The sequence below is a fragment of the Candidatus Poribacteria bacterium genome (assembly GCA_021162805.1).
Lineage (GTDB): Bacteria > Poribacteria > WGA-4E > B28-G17 > B28-G17 > JAGGXZ01.
Genome location: JAGGXZ010000165.1, coordinates 1 through 15,818 on the forward strand (window position 1 = coordinate 1; position 15,818 = coordinate 15,818).

The following is a 15,818-nucleotide window of genomic DNA, read 5'->3' on the forward strand; positions in this document are numbered from 1 at the left end:
GTTTTCACCTCATTTCAAAGTCCAAGTTGTGCTTGAGGCTCTAAAAGGGGAGAGATCCCAGGCACAGATCTGCAGGCAATACAACATCTCCTGTGAGCTTTTGAGGCAGTGGAAGAAGCAGTTCTTGAAGAGAACACACCTGATCTTTACTCCTGGAGCCAACTCAGAAGAGCACCAGTTCCTCTCACTTGCTCAGAGTTGGTAGAATTTCTACAATAATGAGAGAGCTCATTTCGGAAGGGGATGGATGGTTTATCTCCTATGGAGTTTCTGAGGAAGGTGGGGTATGATTTCCCTGACACTATAGGTTTATTCCCTGTTATGGTGTTGGATGAGGTGACTCTTGAGGTGCAGGTCCAAATATATCATTTGGGTGGTAACGATCTCCTGGCACAATACAATCCCCAGAGGTAAGCATATCATAAACGAGGGGGATGAGCTGTTTCTGATCTCGACCGCCGAGGACATAAAAAAGTGGTGGATCTTCTGATCGGCTGACCTCACCAGAGGGTGAGCTGATCGGCTCCTCCCGGAGCTCCCTTTTTAGGTGGTCGTGCTCCCCCAGCGATCAGATGGGCCCGTCTTGTCGGCTCAGGCAGCCTATATCCACGGCAGCACTCCAGCACCAGCTTGATGGCCGTATCGAGCGATACCTTATGCCCGATGGAAACGTAGACGTATTTGACGTTGTCTCTCGTTCTAACGGCCGCGCCGATGATCTCATCTCTGTCATAGAGATACTCGATCGATCCGGCCTTCTTCCCTGGTTCTCTGTGTCTGCCATAGAGCCTGGATTTAGCGCAGCCCACCGTGGGTTTATCCAGGATCAATCCCAAATGAGATGCTATACCGAATCGACGGGGATGAGCTATCCCCTGACCGTCGACGATTATCACGTCCGGCTCCGTCTTCAGTTTCTCGAAGGCGGCTATCAGCGGGGGGGTTTCCCTGAAGGAGAGAAGTCCGGGGATATAGGGGAAGGAGACCTCCTTCTCCTCCACCAGATAATCTATGATCTCCATCGATGGGAACTCCAGGACGACGATCGCCGCCTCGGCCACATCTCTTCTGAACCCGATGTCCACCCCGGCGACCGTTCTAATGGATTTGGGATCGAACTCGTCCCTGCCGATCACCTGCGTTTTAAGCCTGTTTTGTATCCTCATCGCCTCCCGGGGCGAGACGTTCCAGGGATGGATCTGTTTAACATACATTGTTATCGCTCCAACCTTTCACATAATTAGGTTTTGATTTGCCCTGCGACGTAGTTCATCAGCCCGCCGGCGCGGATAATATCCCGCATAAAATCGGGAAACGGAGCGGCCTTATACCTCTCCCCTTTTGTCAGGTTCTCTATCTCCCCTTTCGCCAGATCCACCTCCACTTCGTCTCCATCTTCTATCCCCTCCGCCGCTTGAGGGCTTTCAAGGATCGGGAGGCCGATGTTTATGGCATTTCGGAAGAAGATCCTGGCGAAAGATCGGGCGATAACGCATGAGACACCGGCGGCCTTTATAGATATCGGAGCGTGCTCGCGTGAGGAACCACAGCCGAAGTTCTTGCCGGCTACGATGATATCCCCCGGCTGAACCTGTCCGGCGAAATCGGGCTTATCCGAATCCTCCATGCAATGTGCCGCCAGCTCCTTCGGATCGGTGGTGTTGAGATATCTCGCCGGGATGATCTCGTCGGTGTTGACGTCATCGCCGAACTTCCAAGCCTTGCCTTTGAGCTTCACACCTCACCTCCGATTCACTCCAGCTCATCCGGCGATCCGATCCTGCCCAGGACGGCCGACGCGGCTGCGATCGCCGGGTTTGATAGGTATACCTCACTTTCGGGATCTCCCATCCTACCGCGGAAGTTTCTGTTAGTGGTGGATATCGCTCTCTCCCCCTTGGCCAAAACACCCATGTGCCCGCCGAGGCAGGGACCGCATGTCGGCGTACTCACCACCCCCCCGGCTTCGATGAAGATCTCCACCAACCCCTCCCGAAGGGCTTGCATATATATCTGTTGTGTGGCAGGGATGACGATCAATCTGACATATGGGTGAACCTTATGCCCTTTTAGAACATGAGCGGCCAATCTGAGATCTTCCAGCCTCCCATTGGTACATGAGCCGATCACGGCCTGATCTATGGGTATGTTTCCTACTTCGCTTATGGGTTTTGTGTTCTCAGGCTTAAAGGGGAAGGCGACCTGAGGTTCGATCTCGCTCACATCGTATTCCCTGATCTCCACATAGCGGGCGTCATCGTCACTTCGATATATCCTGTAAGGTCGTTTGGCCCTCCTCTCCACATATTCGATCGTCGTTTCATCAGGGATTATTATGCCGTTTTTGCCGCCCGCTTCGATCGCCATATTGCACATCGTCAACCTGCCGTCCATCGACAGTCTCTTGATTGCTTCACCGGTGAACTCCATAGCCCTGTAGAGGGCGCCATCGACTCCTATATCGCCGATGGTGTAGAGGATCAGATCTTTGCCCGTCACCCATCTGCCCATCCTGCCGTAGTATATGAACTTCATGGATTCGGGGACCTTGAACCATGCCTCCCCGGTGATCATCGCCGCTGCCAGATCCGTGCTCCCCACCCCTGTGGCGAAAGCCCCCAGGGCGCCATAGGTGCAGGTATGGGAGTCCGCCCCAATAACGGCGTCCCCTGGAACGACTATCCCCTGTTCGGGGAGCAGAGCGTGCTCGATGCCCATCCTGCCGACCTCGAAGTAGTACCTCAATCCCTGCTCTCTGGCGAAGTCCCTGAGTATCTTGGCCAGCTCGGCCGATTTGATGTCTTTATTAGGGGTGGAATGATCCGGGACGAGGACAACCCTTTCAGGATCAAAGACTCTCTTCGCACCTGCCTTATAAAACTGTTCTATCGCCAGTGGCCCTGTGATGTCATTCCCAAGCACGATATCAAGCTTAGCCTTTATCAACTGCCCCGGCTCGACATGTTCAACTCCGGCGTGAGCTGCTAGGATCTTCTCGGTTATCGTCATCCCCATGCCAATCCTCCTTTGCTCTTATCGAGGGGAATTATACCCGTATTTCCCCCACCCAGTCAACCGCGTTTAGATTTTACCAAAACATCCTCCGCCGGTTCAACCTCCGGAATGATGAGGAGGGTAATTCTCCACGCCCTTATTTCCCTTGAGTAGGGGCGAAAGATTTTTCGCCCGTACTATCTATGGCTGATTGTCCGCCGTCCACAGCTCAACCGTCATTTGTAGTCATTAAGTCATTTGGCTTCGCCGTCATTTAAATGACGATAAATGACGACAAATGACAATAAATGACCTATAAACGGTGGACAGCCGACTGCGGACGTTTAAAGATTTCTACTACACTTCCCATCCTGACGCTTTGAAACAACTTCATATCCTGTGTATTGGAGATCGGATCGGTCGTCGTCAAAATATCAGTTTGAGGTAGGTTCATACATCCCCATCCGCCAGGAGTATATGCCCTATCGGCGTGCCATATCTCCCCATTGGAATCCACGTATTCCTCCCCTGCGAGGTTAACCCTTATAACCACTCCTATGACCTCCTGACCTTAGGGTTATAGCTGAAGGATCGGATGAACTCGTCCAGCGCCCGCTCCAACCTAGAGGCCACCTTGGGTTTAGAGTTGATGACGTTCTGCGTCTCGCCGGGGTCGCTTTCAAGATCGTAAAGCTCCCGCCACATGCCGTCATCCCCGAGTTGGGCCACGGAGGCCAGCCTCTCGAATCGTTTACCTATCTCGCCTGGAAGCCTTTCCGGCCGTTTGGACAGCGGAGATGTCCTTATGAATTTGTAGCGATCATCCCTTATCGAGAAGTGTTCATATAGATAAATCGTCTCGTGCAGGGTGTGAGCGATAACGTATCTCGGCGGTTTCGCTCCCCTCTCACCCTTTATTCTCGGTAGAAGACTTTCACCATCCATCCAATCAGGTATCGGGATGGAGCAGATGTCCAGGATTGTAGGGGCTATGTCCACCGTCTGGCACAACCCCTCGATCTTTTTCCCCTCCGGCAGCACGCCGGGGAAGCGCATTATTAGAGGCACGCGGGATATCTCCTCATATAGATTAAGCTTCTTTTCGTGAAATCCGTGTTCCAGGAATTCACTCCCATGATCGGATGTCGCTACGACGAGCGTGTCTTTCGTTAGCCCCCTTCTTTCGATCTCCTTGAGCACCGCTCCGAAGTAATGGTCCACATAGCTGACCTCGCCTTCGTATCGGTTGATATACTCTCTGCCCCACTTTGAGCCGAAAGGCTCGCTGGCAGCGAAAGGTTCATGGGTGTCATTGGTGTGGATGTATATGAAAAAAGGCTTGGATTTGGCCATGTTCAGCGCCCATGAGATGGCCTCCGGAAGCAGTTCCATCATGTTGTTATAGGGAAACACGGTAGTGTAATGGTGCATTCCACGCCAGAAGCCGTAACCCCATCCGCCGCCGTACCCGTTCGTGTTGGCGAAACCGAAGCAGAGATATCCCCTCCCTCTGAAGAGCTCAGCCAGGGTTTTTATGGACTTCCTCAGCGTGCATCGCCTCCTCAGATAGATAAGCCTATGTTTGAGCGGATGCGTGCCGGTCATCATGGTGATATGTTGAGGTAAGGTCCAACCGCAGTTCACCACGGCATCACGGAAGAGAACTCCCCCCTCGGCCAATTCGTCCAGATTCGGCGAAAGAGGCTTAGGATAGCCGTAACAGCCGAGGTGATCCTGTCTCAAGGTGTCAAATGAGATGAGGATCACATTCATTTTATCCTGACCTCCCCTGAAATTTATCGCGCCGAATTATATCTCACTTCACCCTATAAGGGCAAATTCAGTGGATCTATGGGATGGTTCACAATTGTAGAGCTTGACTTCCCAGCAGCGTTGCGCAAGGCCGGTGTGCTTTCTGACACCTTCTGGCTTCGTTAAGTAATCTAGGAATACGTCAAATTACTTTTGCTCGGATACTTAGGAGTTTCCAAGGGGGGCTGAAGATGAGATTGCAAATGATGATGATATGTGATAAGATAAAAGAGGTGTTAGGTTTTCGTCCCCTATTAATTTTCGGGATGGTCCCCAATCATGGTAACACTTTCGTAGGGCGGCACTTTATGTGCCGCCGAAATCCGGCGGGGGTAAAGGAGCCGCCCTACGAGATAAAGCGTTACCCTAATTCATTATAGAATATGAACCATCCCGAATTTAGGTAAAGCAGGAGGGTTAAAAATGATCTTAGAAGGTAGGCTTGTGGCTGAAACCCCCATATACAGAGGGAACTCAAGGAGAGTGCTTTTCACAAGGGATGGGGATGGAACTCACAGGTTGGTCTCTCTGGCAGGTGAGGTGGCGGGTACGGCGCAGTCTCTGATGGATGCCTTCATAGGAAGATCACGTGACGGAAGAAATATCGGCCTGCTTGATAGGATGTGGCGTAGGCTGTATGGATCACCCATACCTGAGGGATTGATCACGGAGGTGAGGTGCGAGCTAAGGGATGAGTGTTATCCGAGGGACCGGTTCTTCGACCTCAGGATGGGGATCAAACTGGATGAGGATCGGTGGGCCGCCGAAGCCAACGCTAATTACAAGATCGAAACCCTTTTCCGCAACTCAGTCTTCGATTTCACCATGCAGGTGAACGACTGGATTCTCCGCAGGGATGAGAACCAGGCGAAATTGTATTATCTTCTTCAAGAGCTCAAGGAGGGCAGATTCTGGTTTGGCGGGGGCAAGAGTAAGGGTTTAGGGCGATGTCGGTTGGAAATGGATATCCCCTTCTCACCGCCTTCCCTTCCGAAGGTTAGCCCCGGCGCAAACCATCTGACGATATTCCTCTCCTTCAGCGCTGTTAACCCTATCTTAGTGGGATGGAATTGGGGAAGGGTAACCCCGGAACTTCCCTCCTTCATCGCCATTGAAGGGCGGTTGCTTCTGGAGGGGATCCGGGATCTTCCGGAGCCTATCAGGGATCGGTTATCCGTCGTCATAGGAGGCCCTATACTCAGTCCGGAGGATTGGAAGAAACAGCTGTCGGAGTATCTGCCCAGGGTCATAGCGGCATGGTTACGGGAGCAATCCTCAGGAGAAAAGGAGTTTTGGGTGCTTTCTTCATCCGCTCTGGGTAAACTCGGCAGGGGGAAATACGGCCTTTCGAAGAAATTGCTTGAAAGCCTAGAACCGTTTGTTGATCAACCTTTTTCCTCCCTTGAAGAGGCAGAAGAGGCCTTCAAAAGAGCGTTGGGCAAGAAGGCCAATATGGCTAAGCGGGTTATAAACGCCATGGAGCATAAGGTTCTGAGAGGTCAGGAGTTTAATACAGTGGCATGGCTGGAAGTAGCCAAAAGCATCGGTCTCAATCCCTCCCTCTCCGATAGCCTGGCAGAGAGGATGGAAGATGAGGCAGCTATGGTGAAGATATTGTCCCGCGAGTGTCGAAAGATTCTTCCTAGGTTCTTCCAACAGGTGGACCAGCAGGTCAAACTGATTCAAAGCGACTCCTGGGTTGACGAGGAGGTGGCCAAACGCGAGGAACACATAAAGATCAAGATGATGCTGCTCAACGGCGAAATCGATGAGAGGGAATGGTCAGACCCGGATTTCGTCCCGAAAGGGATCACCCCTGCCATATGGGAGGAGTTCGTCGAATCGCACCGTAGAGTCCGGTTCCGATACCTGCTTAACCCTAGAAACCTCCGAAAAAGCATAACCAATGACAGAAATTACATCGCATTTATAAAAGCATACAGGGATAAGGTGCGTTTGGAGCTGGCTCAGCCTTATAACATGGACTTCCGGCAGGGGGGACCCTCTAATCGAGAGATATCCAGGAGATACGGTAAGCCGTATGACAGGGTGTTTACGCGTATGCTCACATGGTCTCCATCTGCTGAGAGGGAAGGATGGGAAATCTACATACCCGGAAGCACCATCAAAGGGGCTTTTAGAAAAAGGGCATCTCAGGTGTTGAGGACGATCCGGGGTGAATCGAGGGAGACCGAGGAGGTTTTGGACAATCTGTTTGGAACTCAGGGACATAGGGCGCTCGTCTTCTTCTCCGATGCCTATTTAGTAGATCCTGACGATCTGGAAAGGGCCTGGTGCTCGATGGATGGGGTAAGGATGGACCCCAGAACAGGCCGCCCCATTGAGGATGCCAAGGCCGATTATCTCTTCGCATACGGCGAGAACCTTATCTTCAGGTTCAGGATGGACATCCAGGACATAAGCGAGGAGAATATGGAGGAGATATCACTCCTGCTCAACATGATACGCGACTTTCAAAACGGTGACATCCCGCTAGGCGGCGAAAAAACTAACGGCTTAGGCTGGGTCAACGCCTCCGTCACGAAGCTTCAATGGCTGACAACCGACCCGAACGGTATGGGGAAAAAGCTGTTTGGGGAGAGGGACCTGACACGGGACGGCATATGGTATAAGCTGGAGCTTGAAGGAGAGGAGGCTGAGGCGGCCATAGGATCAGCCCTGAAATCGCTACCATCTCTGTCAGCGGAGAGATCCTCCATCACACGGAAGCCTCCCCTTTCTAAGCTTGGCTTCATCTCCCACAGGGCGTTTGGAGGGCGTTGTGGAGTGCTTCACGTTGAGGGGGAGGTTCTGAGCCCCATCAACATAAAGGAGAGCGGCGAACCGTCCTTCAAAACCACACTCAACGAACAGCCCGTTAACGGCTGGGATTTCTTCTCTGTTTCACCCCCCGATGCCTCGTTGAGGGGGAACGACAAGATCTATGCCCTGCCGAGCAAAAGCATCAAAGGAACGATTCGGCATATATACTCTATAGCCACCAATTCCAAGGAACAAAGCCCGGATATCACACGTCTTAACCCGGCCGATAGCCTCTTCGGATGGGTAGGTACGGGACCCAACCAGGCGATTATGGGACGGATCTCCTTCAGCTTCGGCATCTTCGATAAACCTGAACTTGCCTGGTTCAAAGTGCCCTTCTTCTATGGAGAATGGCAGTATACCGATGGCGGATGGAAACAGGTGGCTGAGGGAGAGACCCGCAAACTGCTGATCGACGATACGTGGAGGATCTTCCCCCACGTTCCCCTTGCGCCGATAGTTGAGAGGATCGATGATTTCAATCCGGACACACCCCAAGCCGATTACTTCAGAGCGATTATGCCCGGCTCCAAATGCCGATTCACGATCAGGTTCTGGAACCTCGAAGAACAGGAGCTTCAAAGGTTGATCTGGTGCTTGATCCTTGAGGACGGGTTAGCCCATAAGATGGGCAAGCTAAGATATCTGGGCTTCGGAAGCATTAAATTCCGGATTCTGCCGACGAGTTACTTCATAGACTGGTACAAACGATATGCGGGGAAACCCGAGAACGAATGGCGCCTGCCGATCGATATCGAGGAACTGATCAATACGGAAGTAATCGAGCATTATGAGGAGCTGAGAAGAGCCTTAAATGTTGAGCGAATTTGATTGGCTGCGCCGGTGTGATACCGGCGCGGAGCTATTGGCTACATTGCAATATTTCGATGAACATCCCGGCCTTCTGCCGGGCGGTGACGAGATCGGTATGCCTCATTCCGCCTTCGGCGGCCCATGCAGAAGATGCTGGATCTACCCGCGTACATCGACGGATAAGGGGGAACTGTATTGCCAATTCTGCAGTGAGATCCTCGCCAGGGCAGAAAAGCTGTATCAGCTCTCACGTAGATCCGTGATTATATGGGGTTTTGTCAACCGATTGCCTAAACATCTGACGGGTAAAGTGGCGGAAGAAGACCCCCTCCTGTTCGGACGATATGTCCACGATGAGAACAAATTCCTGGCTGTGATGCATAGATACCGGTTGAAAACCTGGCTTAAGGAGATTGTAATCTATTACGGTTCGCAGATCAAAGGGATCTTTCAGATATTCCCCCCGATCGTATATAAGAAAAAACTAAGCATGGGAGATATCCTCTGCAGGGCGTCATACCACGACGTGCTCTTCGCCCCTACCGATCAGTTGATGATCAGATTCTACTCATCACCCCTTCAGCTGATAAGACCACATTTGCGGGATCGAGAGGGGATGCTTACCTTCCAAGTATCGGAATTCTTGAACCTGATGGAAACCGCCAGCATCTATAAAACGCTCCTGCGCCCTGAGGAACAGGAGATGGTCAAAGAGCTGCTGAACATAGGGGATCCGGCGGAGCAAAGGTTTTATTGGGGACGCTTACAGGGGTTCCTGAGCCAGAAGGCAAAAGACATGCTCGAGGCGTGGAAGATGAGAAGGTGGCCTAAAAGTCGAATTCAACTGCTATATGAGCTTATCAACTATGTGGAATTTTCTACAACGGATTAACCTCATACGATATCTCGTGGTGTGGCGCGTCAACGGTGCATTGGCCAGGATTCCCAGATGCTTCTCCAAGGATATATCTTTGCTCCTGGCTAATATCATCGCCGAACGCCTTCCCTCCGGCGAAGCAACATCATGGCGTAAGATGCTGAACATCTGGGATAAATATGAGAAGAGCAGGGGTCGAAAGGATGTTCCTCCCATTAAAATGCCCGAAAGATTATGGCCGGTGGAATCCGTCATCTTCGTCTATCCAGGCAAAACGGCCTATGGAAGGGAGGAGCTGATATTCTGGGAGCTGAAACTTATGGGCAGAGATGCAAACCACGACATCTTCTTGGAGGTGATCCTGCCCGCTATGGAGGAGGCGAGCCGAACCACCGATCCGAAATGGTATCGCCCGAACAGGATATGGGGACGGTTCGACATCCATTCCATCTTCGTCGCCCGTGGAAACCATTGGGACCCCTTGGTAAGGGAAGGGAGGTTAAATCTGCGTTATCGCGTGACGCCGCTTCAATGGCTCGAGGGGACCGATTTCAACATCTCGCCGAGGTATATACCCGGCGATCAGATCCTCCTATCATGGCTTACACCGTTTGATCTTAAGGGCAACTATATTCCCCTCCGAGAGGGAGAGGCTCCACCGCTGGAAGCAATACCGACCATGCGCGATATCATAAACTCGCTGCTCTTAAGGCTGGAGATGATCATCTTAAACAGAAAAGTCCCGACAGGTGAATTACAAAAGGCCCTGGACAGGGAGGATATCGGGGCCGTCGAAAAGATTCTAAACCACCCGGATTGCCCTCCTATATTTCATGACCTTAAATCAGTTCCAGAGGAATGGCCGGGGTACTGGTCGGGATATCAGATCTTCTCGGCTATGCCCGCCGAATTCGCCCCATATCTCGAGCTGGCCTCTATACTCCATGTAGGCAAATATACTCATTTCGGTTGTGGTACTTTTTCCATCACTGTAAAATCCTAACCCGCTCCGTAAGCAACCCCTGTCGTCATTTCGTCGTAAGCGACGGATCTCATAACGTCGTGCCGATAGGAATTTATTAGGCCGGTTTTTTCCCGTCTCTTGACTTTGGTGGTGGGCTCTGATACAATAGTCGGCGGAAGTTAACCTTCGAGTTTGCCTGGACGAGCCGAGGGCTCAGGATTGAGATGCGGAGTAGATCGCTTTTTCAGATCAACTATAGAAGCAAGAGCTTTCTAATAGGATACGTCATAATCGTTCTGATGCTCCTCCTGATTCTGTTCCTCTATTACACCAACACCATAGTCAAAAAGCTGGAGCGCGATAGCGAGATGATGGCGCTGTCGCTGGCCGAGTTGGCCGCCTACCTGCCTTCCATAGATGATCAGAGGCTCAGCAATATGGTGAGCCAGATCGTCCGTGATATGATGCGCTCGAACAAGCTTTCATTCGTAATTACGGACAAGCTCACCAATCAGCCTATAATAGCGAGGGGTTTGGATCCCGATCTGGAGGGCAAAATACAGAGGGATGAGCCGTTGAATCCCCAGGAGATAGGCAAGCTTGCACGGATACTGGCCAGGATGGATAGGCTTCATCAGAAGATCCCCACCAGATATGTCATGGAGGATAGGATCATCGTCGGATATATGTACTACGGGGACGTCTCGGCGGATAAGGCCGATAGACTCCCTTTCGTGTTCACGGACGTCAACGGAAATCCGCTTTTCTGGCGGATATGGGGCGAGTTTAAGACGGCTGGCGATGCACCTCAGGAGGTTGCAAGGGCGAAGGCATTCGTCAGGGATGCCAGGGAACACGATCGATCGGTTGCCGTGCAGATAAACCCCGGATATCGAGAGGGATATTTCCATTACTCCATAGGCAGGTATAACGAATTGCTGGTGATGCCTTTCCTGCAGACCGTCCTGATAACCGGATTTCTGGGAATGGGTTTCTGGATGTACCGCCGGTCGAAACAGGCCGAACAGACAGCTATATGGGGTGGGCTGGCTCGCGAAACCGCCCATCAGCTCGGAACACCTATATCATCCCTAATGGGTTGGGCGGAGATGCTCACCGAGAAACTCAAAGGGGATGAGGAACTAAGCGAGATGCTGGACGAGATGGAGGAGGATCTGGAGCGGCTTCGTAAGGTCACAGCGAGGTTCGGTGAGATAGGCTCTACACCTAAACTGGAGCCGATGAAGATCTCAGATGTGATCCATCAGGCGGTCGAATACTATCGTAAGAGGATCTCATTCCGGAGGAGAAAGGTGGAGATCGTTGAGGATTACGATCCTCAGATTCCCCTGGCGATGATAAACGACGTATTGATGGGGTGGGTGATCGAGAATCTCATCAAGAATTCCCTCGACGCGTTCGATAAAGATATCGGAGTCATAAGGATCAAGACGAAGCACGATCCAAAGCGAAACCAGATCGTCGTGATCTATTCAGATAACGGTAGGGGGATACCTCGTAAGGCCAGGAATAAGATCTTTCAGCCCGGCTATACGACCAAGAAGCATGGCTGGGGGTTGGGTCTTGCGCTGGCTAAGAGAATCGTGGAGGATTACCACGGCGGAAAGCTCTCGCTGGTTGAAACCGGTCCTGGGGGGACTACGTTTCATATAAGGCTGCCGGCCTCGCAGAACGGTTAGGTAAACGATTTAGTCCTTTCGATCGTTTTCTTCCTCCAGAAAAGGAGGGGATGAAAACATGATTAAAGCCAAAAGGGTTCTATGGATAGATGATGAGATTGAATCGTTAAGGTCGCATATTCTGGCTTTGGCCGAGCGGGGATACGAGATCGTTCCGGCATCCAGCGGCGATGATGGGGTGGAGCTCCTGAAGGAGGGTGGATATGATGCCGTGCTGCTCGATCAGATGATGCCCGGCTTGGACGGGATATCCACGCTCGAACGGTTACATCAAGTCGATCCCTCCGTCCCCATCATAATGGTCACTCAGAACAGCGATGAGGGGCTGATAAACGAGGCGCTCGGCCGGAAGATAGATGATTTCCTCGTTAAGCCGCTCAGACCCGAACAGATCGCATCGACGTTGAAGAGGGTTTTGGATCAGGAGAAACTCATTCAGGGCAGTCTACCCCGGGATTATGTGGCGGATTTCGAGAGGATAAGCTCGATGAAGTATCGGGATTTGAGCTGGGAGGATTGGATCGAGATCTATCTCACGTTGGCCCGTTGGGACCTGGAGTTCGATCGCCACCCTCAGGTTGGCTTGAGAGAGACCCATGAGGATCTGAAGCTGGAGTTGAATTCGATCTTCGCCAGATATATCGAGCGCAATTACCTTGAATGGCTGAGAAGTGAGAATCGTCCCGTCCTTTCAGTTGATCTGATCGAAAGATATGTCGCGCCGCTTCTTAGGGAAAGAGAGCAAGTTTTCTTTGTGGTTCTGGATTGTATGAGACTGGATCAATGGTTAGCGATAGAACCCCTGTTGTATCCCTATTTTAACGTTCAGAGGGATTATTATTACTCCATCCTCCCGACGGCCACGCTTTATTCCAGGAATGCGATCTTCAGCGGACTTTTTCCCGGGCAGATAGCGGAGAAGTATCCGCAATACTGGCAGGAGATGCCCGGGGATGAGAAGAGCACGAACCGACATGAGAAAAAGTTTCTTCAGATGAATCTTCAGAGATTAGGGGTTCAGCTTAAGCCCGGGGTACAGTATTTCAAGATATTCGATGTCCGGGGCGGGGAGGAGTATCTCAAACGGGTTTCCTCCTTCAACCGCATCTCCGTGGCGGCCCTGGTGGTTAATTTCATCGATATATTAACGCATAAGCGATCACAATTGGACATCCTCCAGCAGATGGCTCCTGATGAGTCGGCATTTCGCTCTCTGACGAGGACATGGTTCGAGCATTCGACCGTCTTCCAGATCATGAAGATAATGTCGCAGAGGGAAGCTGTGACGATCGTCACATCGGATCACGGCTCCATCCTGGGCAACAGGGCATCGAAGGTATTCGGCAACAGGGACACAACTACCAGCTTGAGGGTCAAGGTGGGGATGAATCTCGGCTGTAACCCCGATGAGGCGTTGCATATAACCGAGCCCAAACGGTATATGCTGCCTCACGACTTCCCGGGCAAAAACTACATCCTCGCTAAGGAGGATTTCTACTTCGTCTACCCCAACCAGTTTCACGAGTACAAGAGGCAATTTAAAGGTGGTTTCCAACATGGGGGAATATCGATGGAAGAGATGATACTCCCGATAGCGATAATGAGGCCCAAGCATGGCTGAAAAACCCTGTTGCCAGGGCGAAATGCTAGAGAAAGCTGGAGGTGCTGCCGATGTAAAGCTGGGAGGCTAAAGACATGACGAAGGAAATACTGGTTTCCGACGACGAGTTTGAGACGAGAGTCGCGTTGCTTGAGAACGGCGTTCTCACGGAGTTTTATTCGGAGAGAAAGGACGAGGTCAGAATTCTCAACAACATCTACAAGGGCAGGGTTAACAGCATCCTGCCTGGAATGCAGGCCGCTTTCGTTGATATCGGCCTTGATCGAAATGCCTTTCTTCATATATCCGATCTTTATAGAACTATAAACGAATTCGGCGAGTTCGTAAACGGATCGTCTAAGACAAAAGAACGAAAAACTATAACCGATCTCCTGAAGCAGGATCAGGAGATCATAGTTCAGGTGGACAAGGAACCCATGGGCATGAAAGGGCCCAGGGTGACTGCCTATATAACCCTGCCCGGCAGGTATCTTGTCTATATGCCCACCTTGGAAAACATCGGCATCTCCAGAAAGATCGAAAATGACTCGGAGCGGAGAAGGCTCAGGACACTGATAATGAAGCTCCGCCCGGATAACAGGGGTTATATCGTCAGAACAGCCGCTGAGGGTAAAAACGAAGAGGTGTTCAGGTCGGAGATCGAATTTCTCAACGATCAGTGGCAGCAGATTCTACGCAAAGCTGATCAGGTTAAAGCCCCGGCGCTCCTACATGAGGACCTCGGCTTGATCTTCAGGGTGGTCAGGGATATCCTCACGGAGGAGGTCTCACAGCTCCTGATTGACTCCAGGGAATCCTATGACAGGGTGATGTCATACGCGGAGAAGCTATTGCCCGAGATGAAGGATCGGATTAAGCTCTACACCGATAAGGAGCCGCTCTTCGAGGCCTATGGGGTGGAAAAGGAGCTCAGAAGGGCACTGAGGCAGAAGATATGGCTCAAGTCCGGCGGCCATATCGTCATAAACGAGACCGAAGCGCTCGTCTCGATAGACGTCAACACCGGTAAATATGTCGGCAAGGAGGACCCCAGCGACACCATACTCAAAACCAATCTCGAGGCGGCTGAGGAGATAGCGAGACAGATAAGGCTGAGGGACCTAGGCGGGATCATAATCATCGATTTCATCGATATGGAGGATAGGAGGCATAAAAGGGAGGTCATAAAAACGCTGGAGGAAAACCTGAAGAGGGATCGATCCAGGTCGAACATATTGAAGTTCACCGAGCTGGGGCTCGTGGAGATGACCAGACAGCGTTCCAAACCCAGCCTCAACACCATGCTCTGCCAGACATGTCCCTATTGTGATGGCTCCGGAATGATACTGTCACAGGATACGATCGTGATCCAGATCTTCAGGGCGGTGAGAAAGGCGAGCAGCAAGATCGAAAGATGCAGGGGGATCAAGGTCATAGCCAACGAGTCGATCGTCGAGAGGATAATGACAAGGGAAAGCGATAAGCTCAAAAAGCTTCAGGATCAGCTCGGATTTAAGATCGAGATGGAGATGGACCCAGATATGCATATAGAGGACTTCAGGCTTTTTTCACTGCCATCGGGCAGGGAGATATTCGTGGATTGATAATCCCAGGGGCGAGGCATTCCTCGAATGCCTCGCCCCCTTATGCACTAGGGGTTTTCAAACGGAGGGAAATAGTGTAAAATGATATCCCAAGGATACGGCGATATAGTCTGGAATCAATGGGAGCCCCTCAGCAGTTGACCGAAAGTGTGTCGAAGAAGAAACGAGGAACGAGGAAGCACCTTGATTTCGGATTTCGAATTTAAATTCGCAAATTCGCATTTCGAAATTCGAAATTTGCATACCTTCGTTCCCAGTTCCTTTCTCCTCGTTCCTCCTCTGCACACAGGGCTTCTTAAGAACAGGTTAAGGTTTAGGTTAAGGTTAAGAAGAATCTCAACCTTAACCTTAGCCTTAACCTCTGTTGGTGGCCGCCTACGTGAACGGTTCTCGCTTGGCGAGTAAGCATGACAGGGTGTCGCACCAGCCCTGTCTGGCAAAACCGTCACATTGCCGAGGTGCACCTTAACCTCGAAAGGGAGAGGCAGGAATGTCAAAGTACGGGCGAAAAATCTTTCGCCCGTACTCAAGGGAAATAAGAACGAACACAATTGGTAGGCTTCGGCTCATAGAGCGGCCGGGAGCCTTGGTCTATCTGCCGCAATGGGATAGAAAGGAGGGGGTTCCTCAA

13 protein-coding genes are annotated in these 15,818 nt (G+C 51.4%); 8 read left to right on the forward strand and 5 right to left on the reverse strand.

What is annotated here, in order from left to right; translation table 11 throughout:
• Both J7M22_12575 and J7M22_12580 read left to right on the forward strand, forming a co-directional pair.
• Positions 1-205 (forward strand): transposase (locus tag J7M22_12575; protein ID MCD6507441.1); only part of this gene is annotated, 205 nt, incomplete at its 5' end.
• Between the two features lie 138 nt (positions 206-343).
• A complete protein-coding gene (locus J7M22_12580) occupies positions 344-490 on the forward strand; it encodes a hypothetical protein (protein MCD6507442.1) in 147 nt (48 codons plus the stop codon).
• 10 nt (positions 491-500) lie between these two features.
• On the opposite strand, the gene nfi is transcribed toward J7M22_12580, so the two are convergent.
• The 5 genes from nfi to J7M22_12605 all read right to left on the reverse strand — a co-directional run bounded on the left by nfi (position 501) and on the right by J7M22_12605 (position 4,767).
• Positions 501-1,214 (reverse strand): deoxyribonuclease V, encoded by a 714-nt coding sequence (nfi, locus tag J7M22_12585; protein ID MCD6507443.1) that lies wholly within the window; start codon positions 1,212-1,214, stop codon positions 501-503.
• A gap of 26 nt (positions 1,215-1,240) precedes the next feature.
• Positions 1,241-1,738: a 3-isopropylmalate dehydratase small subunit gene (gene leuD / locus J7M22_12590; GenBank protein ID MCD6507444.1), complete on the reverse strand. Its 498-nt coding sequence runs from the start codon at positions 1,736-1,738 to the stop codon at positions 1,241-1,243.
• A 14-nt stretch (positions 1,739-1,752) separates the two neighbouring features.
• Positions 1,753-3,015, reverse strand: coding sequence for a 3-isopropylmalate dehydratase large subunit (gene leuC / locus J7M22_12595; protein MCD6507445.1), 1,263 nt, complete (start codon positions 3,013-3,015; stop codon positions 1,753-1,755).
• Between the two features lie 292 nt (positions 3,016-3,307).
• Entirely contained in the window at positions 3,308-3,547 is a 240-nt protein-coding gene (locus J7M22_12600; protein MCD6507446.1) for a hypothetical protein, read from the reverse strand.
• Between the two features lie 2 nt (positions 3,548-3,549).
• Positions 3,550-4,767 (reverse strand): sulfatase, encoded by a 1,218-nt coding sequence (locus J7M22_12605; GenBank protein MCD6507447.1) that lies wholly within the window; start codon positions 4,765-4,767, stop codon positions 3,550-3,552.
• A 462-nt stretch (positions 4,768-5,229) separates the two neighbouring features.
• On the opposite strand from J7M22_12605, the gene J7M22_12610 reads away from it, so the two are divergent.
• The 6 genes from J7M22_12610 (at position 5,230) to J7M22_12635 (ending at position 15,187) form a co-directional block, all read left to right on the forward strand.
• Complete coding sequence (locus J7M22_12610) at positions 5,230-8,460, forward strand: hypothetical protein (GenBank protein ID MCD6507448.1); 3,231 nt, start codon at positions 5,230-5,232, stop codon at positions 8,458-8,460.
• Complete coding sequence (locus J7M22_12615; protein MCD6507449.1) at positions 8,444-9,334, forward strand: hypothetical protein; 891 nt, start codon at positions 8,444-8,446, stop codon at positions 9,332-9,334. The genes J7M22_12610 and J7M22_12615 overlap by 17 nt, the downstream gene beginning before the upstream one ends.
• Positions 9,309-10,322: a CRISPR system precrRNA processing endoribonuclease RAMP protein Cas6 gene (cas6, locus tag J7M22_12620; protein ID MCD6507450.1), complete on the forward strand. Its 1,014-nt coding sequence runs from the start codon at positions 9,309-9,311 to the stop codon at positions 10,320-10,322. Before J7M22_12615 ends, cas6 begins: the two co-directional genes overlap by 26 nt.
• A 185-nt stretch (positions 10,323-10,507) precedes the next feature.
• A complete protein-coding gene (locus J7M22_12625) occupies positions 10,508-11,983 on the forward strand; it encodes a HAMP domain-containing histidine kinase (protein MCD6507451.1) in 1,476 nt (491 codons plus the stop codon).
• A gap of 58 nt (positions 11,984-12,041) precedes the next feature.
• Positions 12,042-13,604: a response regulator gene (locus tag J7M22_12630; GenBank protein ID MCD6507452.1), complete on the forward strand. Its 1,563-nt coding sequence runs from the start codon at positions 12,042-12,044 to the stop codon at positions 13,602-13,604.
• A gap of 74 nt (positions 13,605-13,678) precedes the next feature.
• Complete coding sequence (locus J7M22_12635) at positions 13,679-15,187, forward strand: Rne/Rng family ribonuclease (GenBank protein ID MCD6507453.1); 1,509 nt, start codon at positions 13,679-13,681, stop codon at positions 15,185-15,187.
• The last annotated feature ends 631 nt before the right edge of the window (positions 15,188-15,818 follow it).

Bases quoted from the DNA above. Each gene is read 5' to 3' on its own strand.
- J7M22_12635 (MCD6507453.1), top strand. From the start codon at position 13,679: ATGACGAAGGAAATACTGGTTTCCGACGACGAGTTTGAGACGAGAGTC.
- J7M22_12630 (MCD6507452.1), top strand. From the start codon at position 12,042: ATGATTAAAGCCAAAAGGGTTCTATGGATAGATGATGAGATTGAATCG.
- nfi (MCD6507443.1), bottom strand. From the start codon at position 1,214: ATGTATGTTAAACAGATCCATCCCTGGAACGTCTCGCCCCGGGAGGCG.
- cas6 (MCD6507450.1), top strand. From the start codon at position 9,309: ATGTGGAATTTTCTACAACGGATTAACCTCATACGATATCTCGTGGTG.
- J7M22_12610 (MCD6507448.1), top strand. From the start codon at position 5,230: ATGATCTTAGAAGGTAGGCTTGTGGCTGAAACCCCCATATACAGAGGG.
- J7M22_12615 (MCD6507449.1), top strand. From the start codon at position 8,444: ATGTTGAGCGAATTTGATTGGCTGCGCCGGTGTGATACCGGCGCGGAG.
- leuC (MCD6507445.1), bottom strand. From the start codon at position 3,015: ATGGGGATGACGATAACCGAGAAGATCCTAGCAGCTCACGCCGGAGTT.
- J7M22_12625 (MCD6507451.1), top strand. From the start codon at position 10,508: ATGCGGAGTAGATCGCTTTTTCAGATCAACTATAGAAGCAAGAGCTTT.
- J7M22_12605 (MCD6507447.1), bottom strand. From the start codon at position 4,767: ATGAATGTGATCCTCATCTCATTTGACACCTTGAGACAGGATCACCTC.